We start from the raw sequence: 25,653 nt of genomic DNA on the forward strand, positions 1-25,653 counted from the left end.
CATGCCGTGCGCGTCAGGTCTGCCCATCGGCTCCGGGATGGGCCGGTGTCTGCTGCGGCGCCTGTCATGACGTCTCCCCATCCGGTGCGGGAACTTCGCCGAGAATGGCTGCAATGACTTCGCCCGCATGCCGTCCTTCAAAGGTTGCCGCGGCGCTGAGCGTAATGCGATGGGCGAGCGCTGGACCTGCCAACGCGGTTACGTCGCTGGGCGTGACGTACGCTCGCCCCTCGCTCGCCGCCAGTGCGCGTGCCGCGCGCAGCAACGCCAGTGCGCCGCGGATGGACGAGCCCGCTGCAATGGTCTGCCGGTGCCGTGTCGCCTCCGTCAGGCGCACCATGTACTCCAGAATGCGGTCATCGCAGTGCACCCGTGCCGCTATGCCGCGCATGGCCTCCAACTGCGCGGCGTCCAGCACGGGGCCGGGTGCGGAGGCGTGGCGCTGGTTCGGTCCTGTGGCCGTCTCGGGGACTGCGGTCATGCGTCGCAGAATGTCCACGCCGGTGGCGCGGTCGGGGTGTCCGATCGACGTGGCGATCAGGAACCGGTCCAGCTGGGCTTCCGGCAGCCGGTAGGTCCCCAGCTGATCGCTGGGGTTCTGCGTGGCGATCACCATGAACGGTGACGGCACCGCATGGGCCGTGCCGTCCACGGTGACGTGCCCCTCCTCCATCACCTCCAGCAGCGCCGACTGCGTTTTGGGCGACGCCCGGTTGATCTCATCCGCGAGCACGATCGATGCGAACACCGGGCCTTCACGGAACGAGAAGGTGCCGGTATCCCGGTCGAGCACGCTCATGCCGGTCACGTCGCCCGGCAGCAGGTCAGGCGTGAACTGGATGCGCCGGAAGGAAACATCGATCGCACGTGCCAACGTTCGCGCCAGCAGCGTCTTGCCGGTGCCCGGAACGTCTTCGAGCAGCAGATGGCCTCCTGCGATCAGGGCGATGACGCACTCGCGGACCGGATGTTCCTTGCCGACGATCACTGCGGCTACGGCGTCCGTCAACCGGCTGAATGCCTGACGGAACGCGTGCAGTTCCGCGTCCGTGGGCGGGCAGACGGCCCGTGCGGCGGTCGGTGAGACCGTGGAAGGGCTGCCGGAGCCGGTTGGGTGTGCGGCGGTTGGTTCCGCGGCGGTTGATGGCATGACGGCGATCGGTATGGCGCCGATCGGTATCGCACGACGCGTGATCCGTGTGGCATCGTCCACTACGGTGGCATCGTTCGGATCGCCGGACGCGCCGATTCCGGTGACGACGGACGCGTCGACGCTGGCACCACGGATCGCGGCGGCGTCCGGTGGTGCCGCAGGCGAGGCACGCCGGGCATGGCGCATGCGTGCACGGGGACAGGCGGGGGCGACGCCGATCCGCGTGGCGTCTTCTTCTTCGATCCCGGCGGGCCCTGCCTCTGGCCCTGTTACTTGTTCTGTCACGATGCCGGTTCCGCCGCCGGTCACGGTTCCGATGGCGGCGATTCTGGTGCGGTCGTCGTCCTCGCAGGACATGGCCTGCAATCGCGTCAGCGCGGAGGGGCGCATGGCATGGCGGCTGTCATTCATCGTTGGCTCCTTGCCTGTCGTGGTTGGCGTTGCGCGGCATACCGCCGGCGTATGGCGTCAGAACGCGGGTCGGATCGTCCTCCCGCCCTGGGGGATCTTCGAACGGCTTGCCGTCTGGCTGCGTACCGGAATCCGGCGGGCGAATTCCGGTGACGGGCTGCGGTTTGCCGCTACTCGCGGACAGCGCAGGATCCTCGCCGATCACGCTCAGTGTCCACGTGCATGCCGGCGCGGGGCCAGGCCCGGCGGCATCCGTGCAGGGGCCGCCGCCATCCTGTCCGTCATCGGGTCTGCCGCCTCCGTTGTCCCCATCGCTCCCGTTCAGCCGGACCGTACGTTGGCCGGGCTTCCATGACACGGGTCTGCCGTCCACGGTGAGCACCGTCTGCGCGCGTTGCCCGTACAAATTGACTGTGCCGTGCGAGACGTGGATGAGGTTGCGGTCGTTCGCATCCCACCGCAACGCCATGGATCGGTCAATGGACGCCGGCACCTTGCGCACGTATGCGCTGGCTCCGGTTGCGCCGGGACCCGTCGTCCCGTTGAGTGTCTGAGCCACGGTGACGTTGCCGCACCGCTGCCACGGTGCCAGCGGCAGCGAAACCGAATCGGCGGACTGCCCGACGACGATCGGCTTGCGGCCTGCCGCCGTCACGCGGAACCCGTCGTGCAGGCCGTCCGGCTGCCAGCGGACCGTGCACCGGTCGCCCTCGCCGTGCACCGTCACCGTACGCGGGGCGGTCAGGGCGTAGGAAGGGGTCAGCGTGGCCGAACCCGTGGCCTGTGCGGCACCCGGCTTCGCCGCAGTGAGCGTGGCCGTGACGGTCAACGGTTTGCCCAGTTCGCGCTTGTCCAACGTGAACCGTCCCGTCGGCCGCGCACAGTCCAAGGTGCGCACGGCATCGGGCCGTTCCGCGGCGCCACCCAGCATGATGGCCGAACACCCGGCGTTACGCAGTTCCGCAACGCTCACCGTCACGACGACGGATGTCGCATCGTTGCCCTGCCGCAGCTCCACCGCCGGCGGCGACGGATCCGCCCACGGCAGCGCAGGTTCGCTGGGCCGGCTCGTCTCGCCCCGCCCGGCACGGTTGCGTGCCATGACGGTAGCGGTGAACGACGTACCGTCGGCGATCGTCGCGTCCGGCACCGTGACGCGCACCGGCGGGGACGCCGCTTCGACCGACACCGCAAAGCCGTTGCCTGAGTGTACGTTCACTTCGTATCCCTCCGGCCGCGTACCCTCATAGTCCGGCATGGTCCAATCCACGCTGACCTCGCGGTACCCGGCCGTGACGGTTACGCCGGTCGGAGCCTCCGGCACCCGGTCCGGCCTGCCGTCCACCGCATTCGACGGAGGCGACCAGCCGACCTCGTTGCGCGCCTTGACAATGAACCGGTAGCTGCGTCCGTTCTCCAGTCCAGTGACGCGGCACACGGTCCGCAGGGCGCATGGAAAGGTGTCCCCGTCATACTCGACCTCGTATTGCGTGATCGGACTGCCGTTCTCCGCCCCGGGCGTCCACCGCAGTTCCACCGCACCGTCCTGACCGTCCTGTGCGATCGGGGCGAGCATCGGCGCATCCGGCACGGCGGAAACCTGCACCGTGATCGTTCCCGTAACACGACGTTCGGCGGCATGTGTGCCGTCCTCGGCGGTGACGGTGACCATCCCCGTGCCGGCCTGCTTGCCTGCTGTCACGTGCAACAGACCGTCGCCGCCGAGTTCGGCCCGCAGCCCTTCCGGCCCCTGCGCGCGCACGTCCACAAGCCGTAACGGTGCGTCCGGGAACGGATTGAACGCCTCCGCCAGCGGATCGACGGCAGTGGTCCGTTCGGCGGCCAGGCTGACCGTGCGATCGGACAATCGCGCCAACGGGCGTGTGGAGGAGACCACGCGGACGGCGAATCCGGCATGCACCACCCCCGACGGATACGCGATGTCGATCGGAATCGATGTCACCGTTCCTGCCTTGGCATCCATGGCCGCCGCCACCGACAGCCTGCCGGAGGCCGTCACCGTGGCACTGATCGGCCCCGATGCGCCGGACGGCGCGGATGACGTGTACGTGTACCGCGTCTCGTCCTCCCATGCGCCCTGCGGGGCATGGGTCAGCGCGGTCAGGTCGACGACGGTGGGTCGATCTCCTGCTTCGATATCCATGGTGGCCGAGGAAAACGTGGGCGCCGGCACGTTGCGTCCCACTACGGTGACGGGCAGCGTGATCACGGCGGTGCGACGCGCCTGCCCTGCGGGACCGTCCGCCGCGGTGAACGTGATCGATGCCGGGCCGGCATAGTCGGCCGCCGCCGTGAACCGCAGGGTGTGCTCGTCCGCGATCTGCGCGCCGCCGGCCTTTGTGGCCGTCACGGGCTGCGAGGCGTCTACGGTTGCGGTTTTTCCCGCACCTACGCGCACATGGTCCGCGATGGGGATGCTGATCGTCTCTCGTGCGTTCACCGTCAATTCTGGTGCCTTGGGACGGGGCACGGGCGGGAATGCGCCGTATGCCGGAACATGGACGAATGCCACCGTCGTCAGACCATACGCGGTGTTGGTGGCCGTGTAGGCAATGGCCCGCGCCCGTTCGGTCAGCGCGATGCGCAGCACGGTTCCCCCGACCGGCCGGGCGTATGCCGCAGCCGATTCATGCACGCCGACCGCCAGCTCATCCACGCTGCCCGAGGGGTTGGCGATCCATGGGGACACGTCCACATCAATGCTGCGCCGGTCGATGGTGGCGGCGGGCGGCACCCGGTAGTCGTAGGCGCGGGGTGGCTCGACCGTGGCGCTCGGATCGACGTGCACGGTCAGTGTGGCTGTACTCGCCAAACCCGCCGCATTGCGCACCGTGTAGGCGAGGTGCGCGTTGCCGGACTCGCGCGGCGCGGTCAGGCACAGGGACAGTCCGCAAACGCGGCCGTCCACGCCCTGCCCCTGCACCGTGGCATCGAGGGTCAGCGGTTCGTCGTCGCCGGCGATGTCGTTGATCGTGACGGCAATGCTGGCGGTGGCGCCCGGCCGCAGCGTGATCTCGTCGTCACGGGCGTGCACGCCGGCGTCGCCGCCCGCGCCGATCACCCCGACCCGGATGGTGGCCTGCGCCCGCTGGCCCGTCCAATCCTCCACGGCGTAGCTGAACGTGTCCGTGCCCGCGGCATCCGGATAGGCCTCGTAGATCAGGGCGTCGGCTTGCGTCTCCACAATGCGGCCGAGTTTGGGCGCGGCGTTGCCGAGCCCCAGCAGTGTCACGTCGTCACCGTCTGCATCGATGCCGGACAGTTCGATGGGAATGCGCGTGCTCCGGCCGGCCGTGGCCTGCGCCTCGACGTTCTGCGGCCGTGCCGGGGCCTTGTGCGCGGCGTCGGCGGCATGAACGTCGAACGTGATCGTGCCGGACGCCGTACGGCCGTGCTCGTCGGCAACGGTGTACGTCGCCTCGTGGGTTCCGGGCTCGGACGGCGCCTGATAGCGCACCACGTCCTCGGCCACGAACGCCAGGCCCTGGAACCCGTCCGCCGTGCGCAGGTCTCCAACGAGCCGAATCCCGTCATCCGTCCCGGAGACGTGGTCCTCTACTGCCGCCTCCACGATGCCGTTCGTCCTCACGCTCACGCGGAAGTCTCCGGCCTGCGGAGCCTGTCCCGTTGCGCCTGCGCCGGGCGGCAGCACCACAATCGTCCCCTGCGCGCTCGCCCGGGCATTCGCGGCGGTGTAGGCCACCGTAAGCGGAACCTCGGGCGTACTGCGGGCGGTCACGATCACGCGACGGCCGACTGTGGCCACGTCAAGCCCCTCGCCGCCGGTCCCTTCGGCGTGTGCCTGCACCAATGCCAGCACGCCGCCGCCCGGATCGCGATCGTTCGTCAGCGGTTCCACCACGGCGCCGCGTCGCTCGTCGAGCACGGCAACGTCGTTGACGGCGACCGGTGGATCGTCGTTCTGCGCCGGAGCCGTGACTTCCACACGCACCGTGCCCCGCGTTTCGTCGTCGCCGTGGGCGACGGCGTACGGCACGTCGTAGGTGCCCGGTGCCGGGACGCGAACCGTGAGCGTCAGCGTTTCACCACCCATCGTCACCGTCATGCCGTCCGGGGCGGTCGCGTCGCGCAGCGTCAGCGGCCTTGCGGATACGGCATGGACATATGGGGCAAGCGCCACGGTCGTCTCCCTGTCAGCGGGGATCGCGACCAGTGCCGGGTCGACGACAGGTGGCAGCGAATCGGACGGATGTACGGTGAAATGCAGTATGCCGCTGCCGGTGCGTTTCCCGTCCGACACCGTCACCTGTACGCTCAGACGTCCGGCTGCAGCGGCTCCCGTGCGCACGGTCAACTGTCCGTCGGGCCGTGACGACACGACCGCTTTCGCCCCGTCGGCCATCCGTGCGGCGACCAACGCCATGGCATCGCCCTCGGCGTCAACGAACCCGTCCAATGCGTTCACCGTCCGGGCTGCGCCGCGTTCCACCTCGTACTCCGCGGGCGGATCCACCTGCTGCGGGGGTGTATCGCCGTCGTCGCGCAGATGTAGCGTCACCGTGGCGGATGCCGTCTGCCCGTGCCCGTCGTCGATCACGTACGAGAACCGCGCCTCGCCCGCGGAGGCCTGCGAGGCATCCAATTGCAGGAGCCGCCCGTCCAACGCCGGCGTGACGGTCAGATCGTCGCGATCCGGCGGCCCTACGGACGCCACGCGCAGCACGGCGCAATCGGTCTGCTCGTCGTTGCGCAGCACATCCAGCAGCAGACGGGAGCCGGGCCGTGCGCCGAAGGCATCGTCCACCGCGCGGATCCGCCCGGATTGCGCGGAACAGGAGTCGTCGAACGCGTGCCGGTACCGTGCCGTTCGCCCGTCGCCGCGCGTGCTGCCGTCATCGTCCTCCTGCTCGGTTGGCATCGACTGCCAGGCGACGGTCAGCGCATCCTCGGAGGATTGCGGCCGCCATGCCTTGCCCGCCATAACGTCGTTGAGCAGCACCAGCCGATGATTGACGCGAAAGACCAGCCGATCCGCGGCCTCCACGTTGCGCAGCGATCCCACGTCCGCATCATCGCCGGGGGCGGACAGCGCCAGATAGTTCCGGGATGGCTGCGCCCATGCCAGATGCACCGTGCCCTGCACCGATACCGGCGTTGCCGGCCATCCCGCGCCTCCGGTTGCAACGAACCGTACGGACGAGCGTGCGAAATCCACCACGTACGCGCCGCCCGGTCCGCCGACGGCCGCCCAACCCCGCTGCTCGCCGTCCACGGGAGGCATCTGCAACACGCAGGTTCCTCCGCTGCAGTCCGGGCCGTTGCCGATCGTCGCCCGTCCGCCGGACCACAGCACGTCTTCGCCGGCAACGATCACGGGCGTGCCCGCCACCACCGAGAATCCGTCCGCGACGCGGCGCGATCCGCCGGTGAGCGACCCCAGCTCCTTCGTCGATGCGTCCGATTCATCCGTCCCGTCCCCGGTGTGTGGCTCGTATGCCAGCACCATGCCGTCAGCAGGACGGTAGCCGTACACCGTGCCGGAATGGTCCACGGCGATGCGGCCCCCGCGGCCCAGTGCCATGCGCACGGGCGCTGAACGGGCATCCATCCCGGCAAGATCCTCGGCCTCCGTCGCCCGCACCTCGCCGGAAGCCTCATCCAGCACGGCTGCAGTCCCGCCGCCGAGTGCCAGTGCGCCGTCGCGGGGTGCCGGCACCGTTGCCGCGTCGTCCACCGTGGCGGCGTGAATCGACCGGATTTCATCTCCGGCTTCGATGAGCGTGACGCCGCCCTGCTGCAGCACATCGAATCGTGCCGCATCCACGGCCACGGATGCGTCGGCCTGCCCGGCACGCACATTGAACCGCGCCGCCCTGCGGTCCGCCAGAGACGTGACCCAGACGGTGCCGTCGTCCAGCTGCACCTGCTGGCGGGTGACCGCGGTGACGATCGCCGACGTCACAAGCACTGCGGCAAGCAGCATCAGGGCCACGATCGGCGCCCATCGGCACGGTCGGCGGCGCGGAGCCGTGCCACGACGGGATGACGGACGGGACAGGGAAAAACGGCATGAGGGAACCATGACAATCAACCTCGATGTTCTGTTGTATCCCTCGCCAGCCAACCTATCGGCAGGCCTGTACGGCGGTCCGGCGTGCCGCAACGGGGAAACCGACGCCTGCTACTCGTCGGCACGTTCGTTCGGCGTGTCCCCGTTCACAATCTCCCCGTTCGGCATACCGGCCCCCTGTGAGGGGACTTCCAACGGCAGCGAAGGTGCGGACGGGCGGACGCTCGGCCCCGGCACCTGCACCGTGCGTTCCGTCGGCACCGAGTCGGCGCCGCGCCACACGGTCAGCGCAACGGCACCCATTGCGAGTGCGGTCAGCGCCACGGCGCAGGCGACACCTCGGGCCCACCCTCGCGGATGCGTGCCGGCATGCGCGCGTCCGGCATCGCGTCCGGCGTCGATCCCGGACGGTTGCGGGGGGAAGGGCGGCTCGCCTTCGGCCGTGAGCGGCGTGACGGTGCCGAACGCCTGCCATTGCGCCGATTGCAGGCTGCGTGCGAACTCGAGCGCGGAATACGGCCGGGCAGACGGTTCCTCGCTCAGCGCCCGGTCCAGCGCCCGGCGCAGGGCGTCCGGCACGTCGGACGGCATTGCGGTTGCGTCAGACGTGCCGATCGCGCTCGCCGTGCGCGGTGCATGCCCGGACATCATGGCCCGGATCATCGCCGCCAACGCGTACAGATCCGCCGCCTCGCTGCCGCCCGAGCGGCCGTCCAGCACTTCCGGGGCCGCCCATCGCTCTGAGAACCCGGTGACCGTCGTGGCATCGTACACACTGGCGGCGATGCCGAAATCGGCGAGCATGGGCGTGCCGTCGGCGGCGAACAGGATGTTGGACGGCTTGATGTCCCGGTGCGTGACCCCTGCCCGATGCGCGGCGACCAGCGCTCCGGCGAGCCGTACGCCTAGGTCCGCCGCCTCCCGCGGCGTGAGCGCGCGCACTGCCATGAGATCCTTGCCGGTGCCCCGCGGCGCATATTCGAGCGCCACATACGGCCGACCGTCCGCGGTTTCGCCCGAGCCGAGCACCGGGAGGATGTTCGGATGCGCGGACAGCCGGGCAAGGAACGCCGCCTCGTTCCGGAATCGTTGCGCCTGCCGCGGATCCGCCCGTCGCAACCCCACCTTGACGGCGACGGGAAGCCCGGAATCGCACCGTCTGCAGAGCCATACCTCCGCGGTCGCGCCGCATCCCAGACGGCGGATCGTCTCGTGGCCGTCGATCGCAGGCGTCATCTCGTTTCGCAACTCCACAGCCATGTCCCCTCCCTGTTGACGGACGTTGACGGATACGTGCGGCCCACTGTGCCGTCGCGCATTGGACATCGAAGGGGAACGCATGCAAACGGGCGGTGCGTCGGTCACGCCGCCCATGCCTGCGGCAGACCGTTCCCCTTCGTGATCCGGGGGATCGGCCTAGGCTTGTGACCATGACGAACGCGGATGGTAACGCAGAACGGGCCGGGACGCTGCTGGCGGTGGGAGCGCCGAACGCCGGCAAGACGCAGTATGCGCTGCGGACGCTGCTCGAAGGCATCCGGCGCTACGGGGCGGAGCGGGCGCTCATGGCCGTCTCCGGGCGCAAGGCGGCGGACGCGCTGGCCGACCGCGTGATCCGCGAGATCGGCGCCTCGAGCGAAGTGCGTCCGGTCACCACGCTGCCCGCCATCGCCTTCCGCCTGATCGCCGCGGTGCGGCGCCGCGCCGGACAGTCCGCCCCCAGACTGCTCAACGGCGCCGAACAGGACGCCCTGCTACGGCGCGTCACGGCCGTGCACGTGCGGCATGCGGCGGCGGGGGAGATGGGCGACTGCGCCACATGCGCCCTACTGGCCGCATACTTCGCCTCCGAACGCTGGAACGATCTGGTGCTGCGCCCGGATGCGGACGCAGGCGCATCCTCCACGGACCGGCTGTTCGAACGCGGCATCGGCGACGCATTCATCGACCAGCTGCGCGACATGTTGGCCCGCATGAACGAACTCGGCGCCTCAGGCTTCCAGGAGGAGCGGATCATCGCCGCGCTCGCGGCCGATGTTCCTCCGGCCGATCCGGTATCCGGCTTCTCCCCCTCGACGGCGCCGACGTCCGTGCTGCGCCGCGACCGGCTGGCCGTGCAGTGGCGGCTCGCGTTCGCCCTGCGCCGCGAATACGTGCGGGCCATCGGCGCCGACTATCCGGGCGAGTACCGTCTGGACTCCTCGCGCCTGCTCGTGGAGGGCACCGACGCCGTGCGGCTGGCCCATCCGGACGATCTGCCGCGGCTCGTGGCGGTGGATGACGTGCAGGACCTGACGCTTGCCGGATTAGCCTTTCTGGAGGCGTTGCGAGACGCCGGCTGTGCACTGACGCTCACCGGCAATCCGGACGAATCGGTGCAGTCGTTCCGCGGCTCGTACCCCGAATACGTGCTGGCGCGCATCCGCGGCTGGCAGGGGCTTCGGGAGATCAGGCTGGATGGCGGGCGCCCGGCGACCGGCACTGCGGCGGACGGCGGCAAGGCGGACGGACGGACGGGGGAACCGCAATCCGTCGCCCCACGCTACCTCGATCTGGTGGCCGCCCGCGCGAGCCTGTCGATTCTGTCCGAGGAGAACGATCCGCTGCCTCTGGTCCGGCGCCCCGGCAAGCTGCCGGCATGGTCGGGCGCGCTGCCGATCGCCCCGCAACAATCCCCGTCCCCGGACGACGGCAGCCTGACCGCAGGGCTGTATCGCAGCCCCCGCGAGGAGGCCGACGACGTGATCTGGCGGATCCGCCGCGAGCATCTGGAATCCGGACGTGCATGGAACGACATGGCCGTCATCGCGCACGACAACGCCACCGTGCGGGCCATCGGCGAACGGCTGCGGCGTGAGGGCGTGCCGGTCACGTATTCCTCGGTCACGCGTCCGCTCAAGGACGAGCCGTTCGTGGCGGGGCTGTTCGCGATCGTGGAACTTGCGCGGTTCGGCAGGGAAGGGCTGGCGGAGACCGGCATGAGTCTGCGCGCCGCGGCCGGGTATGTGCGTTCGCGCGTGGCGGCGGTCATGAACAGTCCGCTCGTCGCCGTCGGCGCATCCGACCGCAGCGAGGGGTATCCGGCGCGGTTGTCCGTGGCGGAGTCTGCGATGGATAGCCTGCAGTCGCTGGCCGGCGTGATTGCGGGCGGCGCGTCGGTGTCGGAGAGTTTGGCGGAAGCGGCGGATGCCAAGGATGCTGCGGATGCCGGTGGCGATCTGGCGCGATTGGTGGCTCGGTGGCAGGTCCTGCGCGACGCTCTTCTGGCCGAGCGCCGTCGCATCCGTGCCGAACGGGCCGAGGCAACGGCCATCGAGCACGGCGGCGGTGCGGATGCGGACGAACCGCTGGAATTCGGCCGCGATGCACTGTACCTCATGCTCGCCTGCGGCAGCGGGAACGGGAAAGACGCCGGCGAGGGCGATGGCCACGCGGCCGCCGTACTGCAGGCTATCGGCGCGGTGTGCGGCGGCGGTCCGGGAGGACCGAACGGCCACGCGGAGGCTTTCGGGCGCGTGTGGCGCATCGTGGACGCCACCGCGCGCGGCATGGACCGCCTGACGGACGGCAGGGGACACGGAGAGGCGCAGTACGTGCTGTCCGCGGCATGGCAGGCGTGCGGCGTGGACCGGCGCTGGCAGCGGCTCGCTCTGGCGAACGACGAGGCCGGCCGCGCGGCCAATGATCGGCTCGACGTGGCCATGCGTCTGTTCCAGTTCGCCGCGGACGCCACGGCCGAGCGCGATGTTGCCGGGTTCATGGCACAGGTGCGCGCCATGCAGGTGGAGGCCGATTCCCTGGCGCGCGTGGCACCGGTCGAGCAGGCGGTCACGCTCACCACGCCGGCGGGCGCGGCCGGACGCCACTGGGATCTGGTGTGGATTCCCGCCGTGCAGCAGGACGTGTGGCCGAACCTCGCCTCGCGCAACACCATGTTCGGCGGGGAGGATCTGGCGGACATCATGCTGCGCGGCCGACTCGTGGACGCGGGCACGATCCCCGGCGCCGGCGTACGCAGTCCCCGGCTCGCCGCAGTGCTGTATGCGGAGACGCGCAGCCTGCTCGTGGCGCTCACCCGTGCGCGCAGCGCGGTCTATGTGAGTGCGGTGCGCAACGACGAGCTCGCCCCTTCGGACTTCCTGTACGAACTCATGCCGGAACGCTACCCGCGTGGCGACGACCCGTACTATACGCCGGTCGGCGGCGGCAGCGCCTACGCCGGTCTGGAGAATGATCCGCGCGGGCTGGTGGCCGTGGCACGCATGACGCTCGCCCGGGCGGCCATGGACGGGACGCTGGACGGCGGGCGCGCACGGGATGCGGCCCGGGCGCTGGCATGGCTGGCCTCGCACGGAGTGATGGCCGCGGACCCCGACCGCTGGGCGTTCGTGCCGCGTGGCGATCAATCGCGGCAGGAGCATGCGCCTGACGCATCCGAGATGCCGGAAACGGCAGGGACTTGCGCAAAGGCGGCATCCGAACCGGACGGGACTGTCGGGGCGGCTCGCGCAACTCCCCCGCGTCTCATATCCCTGTCCCCCTCCGCGGTGGACGGCCTGTGGGCGTGCCCCGTGTGCTGGCTGCTGGAGAACCGGTTCGCCGGACCCCGGCGCGGGGGAGCGGCGGCGGGCTTCGGTACGGTCATGCACGCCGTGGCCGAACAGGCCAGCCGGGAGGGTCTGGACTTGCCGGACCGCGGGCTCGCCGCGGAGGCCATCGCCGCGCGCATGGAGGAGATCTACGCGGGGCTGCGGCCGGACACGGATGCGATCGACGACGTGCGCGAACGGTACGTCGCCTCCCGCCGAGACGCCGAAGCGACGGGCATGATCGCCAACATCGCCGCATACTTCGCCGATTCCAACGGCACCGACTATCCGCCCAAAAACGCGGGCAACATCGCCGTGGGCCGTCTCTCCCACGCCGACTGCGAGCTCGAATTCGCCGCACGGTTCGGCTTCGACGACATCCTCGCCGCCTACAATGCCATCGACGGCATGACTCCCATCGACCGGCCCACGCTCACGGCGATCATGGGATCGCTGGTCGACGGCTGGCCCGAGGCGATCGGAGGAGCGGGCGCGGATCCATCCGCCGCCGACCTCACCGTCCGCCTGTCCGGACGCATCGACCGCGCCGAAACCCGCATCCTGCCCGACGGCACCGAACGGCTGCGCCTCATCGACTACAAGACCGGCGGCAAGCCCGGCACGCCGCAGCTCTTCAGCGACCTGCAACTCGTGTGCTACCAGCTCGGCGTCACCTTCCCGGAAGGCGGTCCCCGCGGCCTTGACGCACTGCGCCGCGCGCCCGTCATCGCGCAGTCCGAGCTGTTCCATGTGGCGGACGGCCCCTACCCGGCCGCCAGCTACGGGGCGGAAAGCGCCTACCAGCCGCCGCTGTTCGCGCGCGGCTCGCTCAATGCCGAACCGTTCGCGCCGCGCTACTGGTTCAAGAGCCCGCAGCGGCTGTTCGATGCGTCCGACGTGCTGGCAGGCGCACCCCCGCAGGGCGTTGCCCCGGACGATTGGGAGCGGTTCGTCGGTCTGCGCGGCACCCAGGCCGTCTGGGCGCTGACCATGATCGCCCGCGTGTTCTGCGCCGCGGCCGCCAGCGTTTCCGCGCGCATCACGGCACACCCGCAGCCGGACCATGTGAAGCATTGCCGATGCCTGGGCGTATGCCCGGCATGCTCGGGGCAGATCGACACCGTATTCGAAACGAGGCAGGCATGAGCAGCACCACCGCAACCAAGGCAACGGCGTTCGTTCCCTCGCCCGAACAGGCCGCCGTGCTCGACGCCCCCACCGACGCGGACGTGCTCGTGGTGGCCGGCGCCGGCTCCGGCAAGACATTCACCATGACGCAGCGCATCATCCGGCTCATCGAACGCGGGGTGGCCCCCGAACGCATTCTCGGCCTCACGTTCACGCGCAAGGCCGCCTCCGAACTGCTATCCCGCGTCTCGGCCGCCGTGTCCGGGTCGGTGCTCAAGCCGGAGGTGAGCACGTACGACGCGTTCTTCCAATCGATCGTGCGCCAATACGGGCTGCTCGTGGGCTTCGACCGCAACACGCAGCTGCTGAGCGAGGCCGGCGCGTTCCAGCTCGCCAGCGAAGTGATAGGCGAACGGTTCGATCTGGTGCGCGCCGCCCGCGCCGAAGGACTGGACATGGGCGCGTTCCCCTCGCTCGTGGGCGACGTGCTCGCCCTGAGCGATGCGATCGGCGGGGCGATGATCGGCAACGGATGCACCACCGTGGAACAGGCCATCGGACGCGTGCGCGACTGGGACCGGGCGTTCCTGGACCGGCTCGACCGGGCGATCGGCGGCGAACCCGTGCCCGAGGAACGGCCCAAGCTCCCCACCCGCCCCCGAGGCAAGAAGGACCTCGACCGCAGGCTCGCCCAATGGCGGGAGGACTGCCTCGCCGCGTTGCACCTCACCTGCGTGTACACCGCCGACCAGCTGCGGTGCACCGTGCGCAGGCGCGAAGTGCTCCTGAGCCTCGCCGAAGCCTACCGCGAGGCCAAACGCCGGCGCAACATGGCCGAATTCAGCGACTTCACCATCGCCGCGTTCCAGCTCGTCACGCGTTTCCCGTCCATAGGCGAGGAATGCCGCCGCCGCTACACGCACGTGCTGCTCGACGAATACCAGGACACCTCCACCACGCAGGCCATGCTGCTCGCCGCGCTCTTCCACCGCGGCACGGCCATGGGGGAGCGGTCCGCGGTGAGCGCCGTGGGCGACCCGTTCCAGTCGATCTACGCGTGGCGCGGCGCCAGCCCCGGCGCGTTCCGCATGTTCCAGCGCGACTTCGGCATGGACGCTGCCGCATCGGCCCCCTCGCAGCCGTATGCGCTGAGCGTCACGCGGCGCAATGCGCGCATTGTGCTCGACGCCGCCAACGCCCTCACCCTGCCCCTGCGCCGCGTGCCCCGCCGCCCCGGCAGCTCGCTCATGCGCGAAGTGGACGTGCCGCCACTGTCCGCCTTGGAAGGCAAGCCGAACGGCACGCTCGGCCTGCTCGGCTACCAGACGCTCGGCCAGGAGATTGACGGCGTCACGCGGTTCGTCAAGGCCGCGGCATCCACCTGGCGCGCCGCCGCCGAACGCGAGGCTGCCGCCAAGGGCGCCACGGCAAGCCCCGCGCCCCGCGTGGCCGTGCTGTTCCGTTCCAAAACCGGCATGCCCGCCTTCCGTGACGCCTTGGAGGCAGCCGGTCTGCGCGTGCTCACCGTCGGCCATTCGGCGCTGCTGGAACGCCCCGACGTGCGCGATCTGCTGGCGATGCTGCACGTGGCCGGGGACCACACCGATGCGGCCTCGCTCATGCGCCTGCTCGCCACGCCGCGCTACGCCCTGTCCGCGGGAGACCTGACCGCGCTCGCCGATCTGGCCGAGCAGCTCAACGTGGAATACCGGTACCGTGCGCTGGTCCAGGCCGGGCTGGCCGATCCGGACGCGCCCCGGCGCACGTGGGCCTCCACGGTACGGGAGCGCAGGAACGAGGTGGCGAACGCGGTGTTTCTGCCCGACCTGCTGCTGCGCGACGATCTGGCGGATCTCCTTGCCCGTAGCGCAAGCGTGTCGGCGTCCGGCTCCGACGCCGTGCTGCGCGCCTCGGAGGCGTTGCGCCGGGTGCGCCGGGCCGTTGGCAGGCCGCTGACGGACGTGGTGCGCACCGCGGCCGAGGCGCTGGGTCTGGATGTGGACACCGTGCTCGCGCAGGCCGTCATGCGCCCCGGATCCACGGTCCTGCCCGCTCAGGCCCACGCCCCATTCGAGCAGGTCATCGCCCTCGTGGACACCTACGCGCAGGAGATCGTAGGCGACGGCGTGCCCTCGCTGCCCGGCTTCATGGCGTGGGTGGATTCGCTGCGTGCCGTGCCCGAGGAATCGCAGGGCATGCCGGACGAGCCTGCGGACGTGGTGCTCATGACCATCCACCAGTCCAAAGGCCTCGAATGGGATGCCGTGGCCGTGGTGGGCATGGGGCGCGGCTCGTTCCCCAGCAGTCAGGGCGATCACCTGCGCATCGACCCGGACCCCGACCACCCCGGGCACGCGGGATCCGGCGACGATCCGGCCGACAGCGGGTACGAACCGCCCGAATATCGCGAATCCGCGCGCACCTGGCTCATGAACCCGGCCGCCGTACCCGTGCCCATGCGCGTGGACGCCGGCATTCTGCCCCGATTCCCCCATGATGCCGCCTCGGGGCCCGATGCCGATCCGCTCGCCGCGCTGGACGCTCTGGACGACGCGGAGACCGTTGATGACGAGGCGTTCGGCTCCATGCGTGCTGTGGCCGGCCTGGGCGGTGACGGGGAGGATGCTGCCGACCGGGATGCGTGGTACCTCACGCAAAGCGAGGAGTATGGGCGCCGGTTGCATGCGGACGAACGCCGGCTCGCCTACGTGGCCCTGACACGTGCGCGCACGGATGCGCTGCTCACGTTCTCCGCCTCCGGGTCCCTGAGCCGCGATCCCGATGCGGGCGGTCCGTCCAAACCGCTTGACGCGGACGCCAAGGCCTCCAACTTCTGGCTGGAAACCCGCGACGCGCTGGCCGGACGCAGCGACCGGGTGAATGCGGGGGCGTCGCTGGGTGGCGATGCGGAAGCCGGTGCCGATGCGGATGCCGGAGCGGACGGTGACGCGGCCGGCGTCGAACGCCCCGACCTGCCGGCGGGCTTCTTCGTCGGCGATGCCGCGCGCGCCTACGAGGAGTGCGTGGTGGGCGCCGCCTGGCGGGAACCCGTGGGCGGACCGTCGGGCGTGGCGGCATTGCCATGGCCCGGTTCGCTCAGCGAACGGATGGGCGGCATCCTGCGTTCCGGCGCCGACCTCGTGCGCGCGACCATGGCGCAGGAATCGTCGTTCCGCCCGTCCGAAAGCGATGGCGGGACAGACGAGGCCGGCGCGGACGCTCAGGGCGGCGCAGACGACTCGCTGTTCGAACTCGCCCGCACCCTGTGCGACGACCGAGACCTCATGGGCGACCTTCTGGCGGCCGGCGCCCCCGCCGCCGAACTCGACGCGGCGGTGAAGGCCAAGGCGACCCGTATCACGGCGTCCGGCCGCCGCAGCGTCACCGCCATGCAGGCGCTGGGCGGGCATCTGAGCGAACGCGAGGCGCGGGACTACTGGCGCGGCATCGTCCGACCCATTCCGCGCGTCGCCTCGCCCAATGCGGCGGCCGGCACGGTGTTCCACGCGTGGGCGGAACGGTTCCTGAACGCCCGGCTGAACCCGGACCGTCCGGACGTTCCCGCGCCGGCACCGCAGGATGCGCAGCTCGGCGTGTGGCAGCGGCGGCTGATGGATTCGCCGTGGGCGCGGCGCATGCCGGTGTGGGCAGAACGGCAGATCGTGGTGAGTGTGCCCGAACTCGACGGCGCGATCATCAACGGCAAGCTGGACGCCGTGTTCGCCGGCGGGCTGAACGAGGTCGCGTTACACGGTGACCGCCACGGCGACGGCGCCCCGGCCCCCGCGCGCTACACGGTGATCGACTGGAAGACCGGCCGCCGCCCGCGCACCGCCGAGGACACCGCCCGCAAGCTCGCCCAGCTCGACCTATACCGGCTGCTGCTCGCCCGCATGGAGGGTCTGCCGGTCGAAGCGATCGATGCCGCGCTGTACTACGTGAGCGAGGCCGACCCCGCCCGCCGGCTCATTGCCGCAGAGCCCAAGTCGCTCGGGGAAATCCTCGACCGTTTGCGCGTGTCCGTGCCGGAAGACTCCGACACGGACTGACACGGATCCGGTGACGTCGGAGCCCGCAGGTGCCATGGTCTACGCCCGTCTGCTACCATCGTGTGGTCCTCCCACAGGGCCGCACGATTAGTCAAAGGAGCGAACATCATGTGCGCCGCAGTCGCCGCATCGTCGGCTGGCATCTCGCAGGTACGGTACCGTCCCGTCGTCTGGAACGACATCGACAGGATCGTCGACGCCTTCGACGACACCTGGGGCAGTTGGGGGGTGACCGGCGGCAAACCGGAATCGAAGTTGCTGTCGCGGCATTTCGTGCTGCATTATCTGGAACCCGCCACCTGCGGGGACGTGGCCGAAACCGAGGACGGCCGCTTCCTGGGCGTCACCCTGTCCAGAACGATCGGCGCGCCGGTCCTCTTCCCCGAAGCCCCCGCCGAGCTGGCGCGCGTCAACGCCGAGCTCAACGCCACGGCCGCAGGCGCGCGCGGGCTGGCGGATACGCTCAACTGGCACCGCATCGAAACCGACATGGAGCAGGCGATCGGCATCAACGAATCCACGCAGGCGGAGCTCGAACTGTTCCTCGTCTCCCAGGATGCGCGCGGCTGCGGCGTTGGAGGCACCCTGTGGCGCCGGCTCATGGCGCACTTCGCCGAGCAGGGCGTATCCCGCTACTACCTGCACACCGATTCAAGCTGCGACGTGGGCTTCTACCGCCACAAGGGGCTTGACTGCCTGGCCGAGCGCTACGCCAAGGACCATCCGGAAGACAACCGCCTCGGCGAGGAACCGATGGACGACATCTTCATCTATGCGGGCCGCGTCCCCGCGGAGGCCGCCCGATGAGCGGCGCCGCGACCTCCGCGCACGTCTCCCCGTACGCGCGCCTGTTCCGCCTGCCCGGCGCGAAGGCGTTCTGCGTCTCCGCCGCCGTGGCGCGCCTGCCCATCTCCATGATGGGTCTGGGCATCGTGCTCGCGCTCAACCACCTGTACGACAACTGGACCGTGGCCGGCACGATGAGCGCGTCCTACATCTTCTGCGCCGCCATCGTCACACCGGTCTACGCCCGCCTGTTCGACCGGTTCGGCCAGCGGCGCGTGGGCACGGTAGCACTCGGCGTCCAGACCGTGGTGATGCTCGGCTTCGCGTGCGGGGCGGCCATGCGCATCCCCATTCCCGCACTGTTCGCGCTGGCCATAGCCGCGGGCCTGTCCCAATTTGCGTTCGGCGCGCTGGTGCGCACCCGCTGGGCCTATGCGCTGCGCGGCAACAAGGACGAGGATTCTCTGCTCAACACCGCCTACGCGCTGGAATCCGCGATCGACGAGATCGTGTTTATCGTCGGGCCCATCCTCGCCGCGTTCCTTGCTACGTCGGTCCACCCGGTCGCGCAGCTGTTCGTGCCCGCCATCGCCGCGGCCACGGGCGGCACGGTGTTCTTCTCGCTGACGGGCACGCAGCCGCCGGTCATGACCCCGGTCGAGGTGGCCGCCGCGCCTTCCGGTTCCGGCGCGCAGAACGGCTTGGGCAACGGCTCGGGCGGAGGGCGCACGACCGGCGTCCGCGGTCCGCGCATCAACGCGCTGCTGACCCGCAACCGCCGCGCCGCCGGCACGCGCGTCAGAAGCGCGCTGCTCTACCCGGGCGTGTGGATCGTGGTGGTGGTGTTCGTGGTGTTCAACATGAGCTTCACCGCGTTCGACGTCTCCGTCACCGCCAGCATGAAGGCCATGGGCGTGGAGCAGTTCGTGGGCCTGCAGCTCGCCATGTTCGCGGTCGGCTCCTGCGTGGGCGCCATCGTGTTCGGCTCGGTCAGATTCCCCGGCTCGCACTGGAAGCTCATGGTGCTGTTCCTGGCCATCCTCACGGGCGGATTCGTGCTCTTCCGCCTCGCCATGAACCATCTGGTCCTACTGGGCGCTCTGGAGGTCCTCGCCGGACTGGTGGTCTCGCCCATGTTCGCCACCGGCAACCTCATCGTCAAGGAATCCGTGCCGGCCCGCTCGCTCACGGAAGGTCTGGCGTGGGTGACCACCGGCGGTTCGGTGGGCGCCTCGCTCGGCTCCTCGGTGGCCGGCGTGGTACTGGATGCGGGAGGGCCGGCCATGGGACTCATGCTGCCGGCCCTGTTCACGGGCTGCGCGGTGCCGCTCGCGTTCCTCGGCTGGCTCATGGCCCGCCGTCGCGCCGCCTGACCCCGCACTCATTTCAACAAATTTGCGATGTTGCGCATCTGAGAGGTCTCGGCGGGCCTGTCAGATGCGCAACATCGCAAATTTGTGAGAATGCGGTTCGGTTACTTCGCGATCTTCTGCAGCTCGGCGTTGGCGTACGCCATGCGCCTCTTGATCTCCTCCGGGGCGATCGGCTTGCCGGACATGCCGCTCATCTTGTCGAACAGCTCCGCCACGGTGGACGTGCCCATCATGGCGAACATGCTGGCCTTGAGTCGCATGCCCGTCATGCCGGACGCCACGTTCGCCAGCACCCGCGAGGCCTCACGGTTGGCGAGCAGGTCGTTGATTACGTCGTTCACGGAGAACTTCGACGGGTCGACCGGCGCGTCCTCGTCCACGACGTCCATGTTCGCGTCGTCGAACCAGTTGGCCACGCCCGCGCCGCCGTCCGGGTCCACGAACGTGTACGGGGCGTACGGCTCGGCCACCTTCTCGAAGACGGCCGAATCGACGAGCTGCGTGCCGTCCGCGCCCACCGCGCGCGCTTCGACCGTCGTCGCGCCCTCGTGCAGCGGCACGTCGCGGAACTCGAAGACGCGGTGCGCGGTGAGGGACCCGAACGGCTCGCCGTCCACGAGCAGCTCCACCGAGTCGGCGTTGGAGTACACCTTGACGGCGATGGTGTCCGTGGCGCGCCTGGCGAAGCGCTTGGAGGCGATGTGGATCATCGGCTCGGCGGACCAGTAGGCCTGATAGACGTAGAACGAGTCCTTGCGGATGCGCCGGTCGATGGTGACCAGTCCCTTGTTGTTGCGGCCCTTGACGCCGCCCTCGTCGCGCGCGTCGCAGCCGAAGTCGAACATGTTCCACACGTGGGTGGCCCACAGCCACGGGCGCTCCTCGATGATCCTCGCCATGTGCTCGTGGTAGAGCGCCTGGTATTCCTCCGTGTAGTCGCCGCACTTCGGATCGTCGCTGTGGTAGCTGATGATGCCCTCGCACCCGTACTCGGAGATGCCGGTCGCGCGGTCCGGGTGCATGGCGTGGAACTCGTCGAGCCATGCCTCGTTGTCCTCCAGAACGCCGCCGTACCAGCCGAAGTAGTGGTTGTAGCTGAGGATGTCGGTGATCTGGTTGTGCACGGAGTCCTTGGGCGTGTTGGACACCTGCGCCATGGTGGTCACGCGGGTCGGGTCGAGCCTGTGGACGAGCTCGTTGAGGTCCCTGAGGTTGGCCACCAGCTGCTCGCTGTCGCCGCCGATCATGATCTCGTTGGAGATGCCCCATGTCACGATCGAGGCGTGGTTGAAGCTCTGCACGATGAGCTCGGTCATCTGCTGGCGGCAGTCCTCGTGCGCGGCCGGATCCTCGTTCATGCGGGAGATGAACGGGATCTCCGCCCACACCACAAGGCCCAGCATGTCGCACAGATCGTAGAATTCCTGCGCCTGCTGGTAGTGGGCCAGACGCACGGTGTTTGCGCCCAGATCGCGGATCAGCGTCGCGTCCTCGATGTGGTCCTCGAGGCTCAGCGCATTGCCCTTGCCGAGACGGTCCTGATGCCGGGAGACGCCGCGCAGCGGGGTGAGGATGCCGTTGAGGAAGAAGCCCTCCTGCGGGTCCATGCGGAATTCGCGCACGCCATGGTGCACCTCTACCTCGTCGAGCACCTCGTTGTGGCGCATGAGCGTGGCCGTGACCGTGTACAGGTACGGGTCGTCCACACCCTGCCACAGGTGCGCGTCCGGCAGGTCGATCGTCACGCGCACCTTGCCGCCGTCCGCCGGGGCCGAGGCGCCCGCCACCTCGATGCCGTCCTCGTCGCTCACCTGGAAGTTCACGAAGTCGCCCTCCTCGGCGCCGGTCACCCAGGCGCGCGCGTCGATCGTGGCGTGCCCGTCGCCGTCGGGGCCGAGGTGCGGCTTGGAGGAGACGGTCACGCCCGGGCCGGCGAAATAGTCGAGGTCGAAGTGCGTGGCCGGCACGGTCACGAGCTCCACCGGGCGGTACAGGCCGCCGTAGAACGTGAAGTCGGCCATCTGCGGGTACACGTCGGAACGCTCCTCGTTGCTCACCTTCACGGCGAGCACGTTCTCGCCGGGGATGAGCGTGGACGTGATGTCCGCGCGGAACGTGGAGTAGCCGCCCTTGTGCTCGGCCACCTTCACGCCGTTCACGTACGCCTCGGCCACGTTGGCGGCGCCGTGGAACTGTATGTAGGTGAGCGTGCCGGCCGGCTGCTCGCCCGCGTCGAACTTGCGCACGTACCAGCATGCGCCGCGATAGTAGTCGGAGCCGCCGTCCTGTCCGTCGAACTTGTTCCAGGTGTGGGGAACGGTCACGGCGGTCCAGTCGGCGCCGGGGGCGTAGGCGGGTACGCCGTTCTGGGCGGCCTTGGTGAACAGCCAGCCGTCGGTCAATGGGGTGATGGTGCGCATGGAATCGTCCTTTCTGGTTCTGTCTCGATCCGTGCCGATCGCAAGCTGGGTGCGGGAACTTCGCTGTCCGCGCGCCTGTGCCTTCCACGGTACGTGGGACAGGGACGGGCCGTGGTTTGTTTCAGACGTTTTCCATGCGGGGCGGACGGCGATCGCGTCCCGGTCCGTCTCGCGTGGCCCGGTGTCCCCGTGCTCCGCCGCGCATGGTGTGTCACCGCCAGCAGCCGTCTGCCGCCCGTCCGCCGCCTGTCCGGCGTTCCGTGCCCCGTCTGCGCGGAATTCGTCCGTGATTCGCCTGCACGTCACCGTCACGTGTCCCGCCGTCCCGATCGTCCGGCTACAGTAAGGGGCATGACGAAAGTGACGATTCGCGACGTGGCGAATGCAGCCGGCGTGTCCCCGGCCACCGTGTCCCGTGCCCTGAGCCAGCCGGGGCGCGTGACTCTGGAGACCGCGGAACGCATCCGCCGCATCGCGGATGAGCTCGGCTACCGTTCTCGCGGCGTGACGGTCGATCCTCTGGACGTCGGTCTGGTGGGGGAGATGGCCGTGCTGGTGCCGGACCTGCGCTACCCGATCTTCGCCGACTACCTGCACGGCATGCAGAAGGTGTGCGACGGGCGTGGCTACGCGCTGGCGGTCAGCGTTGTCGGCCGGGAGGGCCAGCTGGAGCGCGAGCTCATCGCCCGGTGCCTCAGGCGTGCGGACGGCTTGGTGCTCATCGCCTCGCGCGTGTCGGGCACGGTGATCCGCAAGGCCGCCCAGACCAAGCCGGTCGTGGTGGTCAACCGGCTGGTGCGCGGCGTGCAGTCCGTGATCGTGGACGACCGGTCCAGCGTGGAGAAGGCCGTCATGGAACTCAAGCGGCTCGGTCATACGGCCATCACCTACGTGGACGGGCCCGTCGCCTCGTGGCAGAACGGCCTGCGCTGGCAGGGCCTGCTCACCGTCTGCCAGCGGGAGGGCATGCGGCTGCGGCGCATTGAATGCCCGTACACGGAGGCCGGCATGGACGATTCGGTGCTCGAGACGTTCCTGCAGCGCCCCACCGGGGCCATCGTGGCGTACAACGACGGCATTGCCGTGGCGTTCATGCAGCTGCTCGAGGCGCGCGGACTGTCCGTGCCGGGCGACGTTTCGGTCATCGGCTTCGACGACCTTCTGGCCGGCCGCATGGCCACGCCGCGGCTCGCCACGATCGGCGTGGATCGGGACATGGTGGGCGCTCTGGCCGCCGGCAGCCTCATGGACCGCATCCTGCACGTGGCCGGTCCCGGAACCGCGCCCGACGTGCTGCATTCGCGTTTCATTCCCGCCGCCAGCGTCGGACCTGCGGGACCGGGACTGACCGCTCTTTCCGGTTCGGCCGTTCCTTCCGGTGCGGCTGGGGTTGCTGGTCCGTCCTCGTCCAGTCCCGCAGTCTCGCCCGGTCCTGCCGAAAAGTCCGCCTGACCGTGCGGATGCCCGCATCCTGTTGGCCCGCGTGGCACAATGGGGGCGTGTCAGTATTCCAGTCGATCCGCGATATGTTCACCGTGCGCGAGGGGACGCATGCCAATGCCCTGAACGTGCCCGAGCGCATAGAGGCGCCCGCCGGCTTTGCGCGGATCAGCCTGCGCCCGGTACGTGAGGACGATCAGGAGGATTGGAACGACGTGCGTTGGAGCAACCGCGATTGGCTCATGCCGTGGGAGTCCGGCAACCCGCTGGGCGGCAGGCCTCTGTCGTTCAACGAATGGGTGCGGCGCATGCGCGACGACGAGGCCGCCGGCACGGGCGTGGTGTTCCTCATCGAATACCAGATGCAGATCGTGGGGCAGGTGTCGCTCGGCGCCATCAGCTACGGGGCCATGCGCACCGGCATGGTGGGCTACTGGGTGTCGCACCGGTACGCGGGCCGCGGCTTTGCTCCGCTCGCGGTGGCCATGCTTGCCGACTGGGCGTTCCGGGACCCGGACGGTCCCCGGCTGCACCGCATCGAGATCGCCATTCTGCCGGAGAACCACCGCTCCAAGCGCGTGGTCGCCAAGCTCGGGCTCACGGACGAAGGTCTGAGGCGTTCCTATATGTATGTGAACGGCGCGTGGCGGGACCATGAAAGCTACAGTCTCCTCGCCGACGACTGTCCCGGCAGCGTCACCGACCGGCTGCGTGCCTGACGGTCCGCGCCGCCCGCCCCGTTCCCGTGTCTTGAATCGCCGCCATCTGCGGGAAAACGGTGGCGATTTGGGACTCAGCCGGCTCCTTCCGCGTCCCGGATCGCCACCGAATCCGAAAATGGATGCGATTCGGGACAGAATGGAACTGTTTCGTGTCTCGGATCGCCTCCGTTTCCCGCTCATCGGCACGGGACCCGTCCGCAGGCGGGACGGCGTGCACAGGCGTGCGGCGACACGCTCACGAAATCGTCACCACAACATCCGCAAAGCCGTCTATGGTTAAGCCTATGGGTTACGAGTCGTTGAGCAGCATTGTGCTGGTCGCGATAGCCGTATTGCTGGTGTTCGTGTGGGCGCCTCGCAAGGCCCGCAAAGGCATGAAGGATGCCTCCGAGCACCGTGCGGACCGTTTTTCGGCCTCGATGCATCTCGTCGATGCGTCCAGCGGCACGCGGTTCAACGATACGACGCCCCCCATCATGAAAGGTTTGACGATGCAGGCAGAACAACAGCGCAAGGCGTCCCGGTACACTCCGCAGCGTATTGCCCGCGTGCGGTTGCTGCGTCGTGCCGCCATCCGGCGCCGCCGCATGCTGGTGGCCGGGTTGGCCGTCACGGCGCTCGTTCTGCTGGTGTTGGCGTTCACGCTGAAGTTCAGCCCGTTGCTCGCCCTTATTCCCGTCGCGCTCGATGCGATCGTGCTCGCGCTGGGCGTTCGCGCCTCGCGGCAGGCCCGGGCGTGGGAGGCCGAGGTGGCCGCCGTGCTCAGGGAAGGTGCCGGTACCGCGCAGGTGCTGCCGCAGACCGTCGGTCGGGCCGCCCGTCCCGTCGAATCGTCCGATCCCGCCACGGATACGCTCACGGCGGAGCAGATTCGCGAGGCCGTGGATCGCGGCCGTGCCGAACAGCTGGCCGCGAAGGCCGCTCGGGCTGCAGCCGCCGCGTCAGGGCGTTCCGACGCCGTGGCTCAGGATCCTGTCGAGGCTTCTTCCGCCGACATGGCATCCGGTCGCGTCGGTGAGCCGGTCGCGGATGCCGCCGTAGAGACCGAGACCGCCGCAGAGTCCGAGTCCGAGTCCGAGTCCGCTGCCGCGGATGCCGCCGACTCCACGTCCGCCGCCGAGTCCGAGGCCGTTGCCGCCCGTGCCGTCGACGAGCCGAGCGACGCCACCAACGAGCTGGAGCGCGTCAACCCGTCCCATGCGCTCGATGCCTTCGAGATGGCCTCCTCGCAGGACCTCATCTCCTTCTCACTGGGAGCTTCGCGCGCCGGAACGCCGGTCGCCTCCGCCGAACCGGAAAGCATGGAGATCAAGTCCACTCGTCAGGTCGCCAAGGCCGTGCCGTCCACCAATCCGGAATTCCACGACGCCGAGGTCAGGGGCGAGGTGGAGGCGCCGGCCGAATCCTCCGATTCCTTGGGCGTGGACGTGGACGCCGTCATCGCGCGTCGCGGCCGCTGAAACCGACGGTTCCTCCCATTTCTCCCACAGCGTTAGCACTCGAGTTGGCAGAGTGCTAAATTCGCGCTAC

11 protein-coding genes are annotated in these 25,653 nt (G+C 69.5%); 7 read left to right on the forward strand and 4 right to left on the reverse strand.

Going from position 1 to position 25,653, the window contains the following annotated elements:
- Positions 1-64: 64 nt before the first annotated feature.
- The 3 genes from AC1AZA_RS07630 to AC1AZA_RS07640 form a co-directional block, all read right to left on the reverse strand.
- Positions 65-1,564 (reverse strand): AAA family ATPase, encoded by a 1,500-nt coding sequence (locus AC1AZA_RS07630; RefSeq protein WP_476514068.1) that lies wholly within the window; start codon positions 1,562-1,564, stop codon positions 65-67.
- Positions 1,557-7,529 (reverse strand): Ig-like domain-containing protein, encoded by a 5,973-nt coding sequence (locus AC1AZA_RS07635; protein ID WP_476514069.1) that lies wholly within the window; start codon positions 7,527-7,529, stop codon positions 1,557-1,559. The genes AC1AZA_RS07630 and AC1AZA_RS07635 overlap by 8 nt, the downstream gene beginning before the upstream one ends.
- 198 nt (positions 7,530-7,727) lie before the next feature.
- On the reverse strand, positions 7,728-8,876 hold the full coding sequence (locus AC1AZA_RS07640; protein WP_476514070.1) for a serine/threonine-protein kinase: 1,149 nt from the start codon (positions 8,874-8,876) through the stop codon (positions 7,728-7,730).
- A gap of 170 nt (positions 8,877-9,046) precedes the next feature.
- Here AC1AZA_RS07640 and AC1AZA_RS07645 point away from each other — a divergent pair, with 170 nt between their 5' ends.
- From AC1AZA_RS07645 to AC1AZA_RS07660, 4 genes are all read left to right on the forward strand, one after another.
- Positions 9,047-13,351: a PD-(D/E)XK nuclease family protein gene (locus AC1AZA_RS07645; protein WP_476514071.1), complete on the forward strand. Its 4,305-nt coding sequence runs from the start codon at positions 9,047-9,049 to the stop codon at positions 13,349-13,351.
- Positions 13,348-17,382, forward strand: coding sequence for a UvrD-helicase domain-containing protein (locus AC1AZA_RS07650; protein WP_476514072.1), 4,035 nt, complete (start codon positions 13,348-13,350; stop codon positions 17,380-17,382). Before AC1AZA_RS07645 ends, AC1AZA_RS07650 begins: the two co-directional genes overlap by 4 nt.
- Positions 17,383-17,490: 108 nt before the next feature.
- Positions 17,491-18,189, forward strand: a complete 699-nt coding sequence (locus AC1AZA_RS07655) for a GNAT family N-acetyltransferase (RefSeq protein WP_476514073.1) — start codon at positions 17,491-17,493, stop codon at positions 18,187-18,189.
- Positions 18,186-19,541, forward strand: coding sequence for an MFS transporter (locus tag AC1AZA_RS07660; RefSeq protein ID WP_476514074.1), 1,356 nt, complete (start codon positions 18,186-18,188; stop codon positions 19,539-19,541). Before AC1AZA_RS07655 ends, AC1AZA_RS07660 begins: the two co-directional genes overlap by 4 nt.
- A gap of 101 nt (positions 19,542-19,642) precedes the next feature.
- Here the strand turns inward: AC1AZA_RS07660 and AC1AZA_RS07665 are convergent, their stop codons facing one another.
- On the reverse strand, positions 19,643-21,961 hold the full coding sequence (locus tag AC1AZA_RS07665) for a glycoside hydrolase family 2 protein (RefSeq protein WP_476514075.1): 2,319 nt from the start codon (positions 21,959-21,961) through the stop codon (positions 19,643-19,645).
- Between the two features lie 351 nt (positions 21,962-22,312).
- Here AC1AZA_RS07665 and AC1AZA_RS07670 point away from each other — a divergent pair, with 351 nt between their 5' ends.
- The 3 genes from AC1AZA_RS07670 (at position 22,313) to AC1AZA_RS07680 (ending at position 25,583) form a co-directional block, all read left to right on the forward strand.
- Positions 22,313-23,413, forward strand: a complete 1,101-nt coding sequence (locus AC1AZA_RS07670; RefSeq protein ID WP_476514076.1) for a LacI family DNA-binding transcriptional regulator — start codon at positions 22,313-22,315, stop codon at positions 23,411-23,413.
- Between the two features lie 8 nt (positions 23,414-23,421).
- The gene (locus AC1AZA_RS07675; RefSeq protein ID WP_476514077.1) at positions 23,422-24,120 is read left to right on the forward strand and encodes a GNAT family N-acetyltransferase; all 699 of its coding nucleotides are present in this window, start codon (positions 23,422-23,424) and stop codon (positions 24,118-24,120) included.
- A 494-nt stretch (positions 24,121-24,614) separates the two neighbouring features.
- Entirely contained in the window at positions 24,615-25,583 is a 969-nt protein-coding gene (locus AC1AZA_RS07680; protein WP_476514078.1) for a hypothetical protein, read from the forward strand.
- Positions 25,584-25,653 lie beyond the last annotated feature (70 nt).

The sequence above is a fragment of the Bifidobacterium sp. LH_389 genome (genome assembly GCF_056357235.1).